This is a genomic window from Saccharomonospora halophila 8 (assembly GCF_000383775.1).
Lineage (GTDB): Bacteria > Actinomycetota > Actinomycetes > Mycobacteriales > Pseudonocardiaceae > Saccharomonospora > Saccharomonospora halophila.
The window spans coordinates 18,020-20,247 of sequence record NZ_KB912522.1 but is presented as its reverse complement, the minus strand read 5'-3'; the positions used below and the strand labels follow the sequence as shown (position 1 = coordinate 20,247).

Annotated in this window: 1 protein-coding gene; it reads right to left on the bottom strand. The window is 70.3% G+C overall.

Annotation, left to right across the window (positions count from 1 at the left end; genetic code table 11):
• Nucleotides 1-524: 524 nt before the first annotated feature.
• Nucleotides 525-1,769 carry a formamidase gene (gene fmdA / locus SACHA_RS0107870; RefSeq protein ID WP_019808584.1) on the bottom strand — a complete coding sequence of 415 codons (1,245 nt, stop codon included), beginning with the start codon at nucleotides 1,767-1,769 and terminating at the stop codon, nucleotides 525-527.
• Nucleotides 1,770-2,228: the final 459 nt, after the last annotated feature.

Genomic DNA, 2,228 nt, shown 5'->3' with positions numbered 1-2,228 from the left:
GGGCACCGGCCGCGAGGCCGGGCCCCGCGAGTGCGATGCCCACCGCGGCGGCCGTGGCGGCCGCGGCGGTGAGCGCGAACTTCCTCAGCGACACGGATCTCTCCTCCTGGCGGTGTCGTCGAATCCTCGGGGCGCGACAGAATGCGCACCCGGAACGGAACCGGCCCGGAAGCGATCGCGGAAAGCGTCGATCCTCCCGGGGGCCTCGTCCGGGAACGCGCCTGTGGGCCGCCGCCGGAAAAGTGTCCGCCCGGTTCCGTGGAACCCTTTCTCGGGTCGACCACACCATGCGGCGACGGAAACCCGGATGTCAACGCACCGGGAAGCGGAGGAACAGTTCTGAGAATGCCGTTTCAGGCGGATTACCAGGAACAACCGACGATCCCCGCGGGGTGACCGGAAAACGGATACCGGCGATTTCACCGATGGTCCCGCCGACGGGGCGCACACACGACCCGGTGCCCGTCCCACCGGACGGACACCGGACCCACGACCGTCAGCCCCCGCGCCGGGCGGGGCCGTTCTCAACCGCTGGAGACCGCGCACTGCCCCCGGTCCACCCGCTGCGGCGGACCCGCCGACGGACGCGGGTCGAAGTCGAAGATCCCCGTCGGCACGTACAACGTCGCGCACGCGTTCGGGATGTCCACCACCCCCGAGAACCGGCCCTCCACCGGCGCCGCCCCCAACACCAGATACGCCTGCTCCGGGGTGTAGCCGAACTTCGTCAGATAGTCGATCGCGTGCAGACACGCCCGCCGGTAGGCCAACTGCGAGTCCAGATACCGCTGCTCACCCGACTCGGTCACCGACAGCCCCGGGAACGTGAGGAATTCCGTGTACCGCGGCTCCACCCGCCCGGGCACGAACATCGGCGTCGACATCCCGTAGGTGTCCATCCCACCCTTGACCACGTCCACGTGCAGGTCGATGTAGCCGCCCATCTCGATCGCCCCGCAAAAGGTGATCTCCCCGTCGCCCTGGGAGAAGTGCAGGTCACCCAGCGACAACTTCGCCCCGGACACGAACACCGGGTAGAAGATCCGCGAGCCGCGCGAGAGGTTCTTGATGTCCTGGTTGCCGCCGTTCTCCCGCGGCGGCGCCGTCCGCGCGGCCTCGGCCGCCACCCGCTCGAACTCCGCCCCGGACAGCGACCCCAGCAACGCGTCCGTCGGCTCCGGCGGCAACGCCAACGGCGGCACCCGCTGCGGATCCGTGTCGATCAACGCCCGCTCCCGCGCGTTCCACTCACTCAAAAGCTCCGCCGTCGGCGCCGTGCCCATCAACCCCGGGTGCGCGATGCCGGTGAACGACACCCCCGGCAGGTGCCGCGACGTCGCCGTCTGCCCGTGGAAGTCCCACACCGCCTTGTACGCGTCGGGGAAACGGTCGGTGAGGAACCCGCCCCCGTTGTCCCGCGCGAAAATTCCGGTATAGCCCCATCCCTGACCCGCCACCGGCCCCGACTCCTGCGGCACCGGCCCCATCTCCAGGATGTCCACCACCAACAGGTCACCCGGCTCGACCCCCTCGACCGCGATCGGCCCGGACAACTGGTGCACCATCGCGATGTTCACGTCCCGCACGTCGTCGGCCGAGTCGTTGTTCCCGATCGTGCCGTCGAACCACTCCCGGCACTCGATCCGGAACTCCTCACCCGGACGCACCGACACCGCCGCGGGCACATCCGGATGCCACCGGTTGTGCCCGAGCACGTCCTGCTCGGCGAACGACCGCGACTGGTCGACGGAGAACTTCACCTCGGGCATGCCCGACCTCCTGCTGTGGCTGGAACGACACGACCCACGAGCACACACCGCGCGCCACCGCGATCCGCGCACGGGAAAGGGCTGACCGGCACCCGCGTGCCCTCGTGGTCGCAGCGGGCATTCCCGACGCCGCGCCCGCGAAACGACAGCCACACCCCACCGGCGCCGCACCACCCGTTGGTGCGAACACGTCGGCCACCAACGGCGAGATCGATGTGATGAGAACCTGCCGAGTTCGTCCCCGCGCGTGCGGGGCGGACACTTCGTGAACCGGTGCGATGCGGCTATCAGCCGACCACGGTTCCGACCACCACGGTCGCGTCCCGCTCGGCACAGCGTTGCACCTCCGGCACCATGCCCGCGCGCCGGACCACCTCGACCGCAGAGCGAACCTGGTCCGCACCGGCCTCGAACAGCACCGCACCGCCCGGCGCCAGCCACCGCGGCGCGGCGGCCACC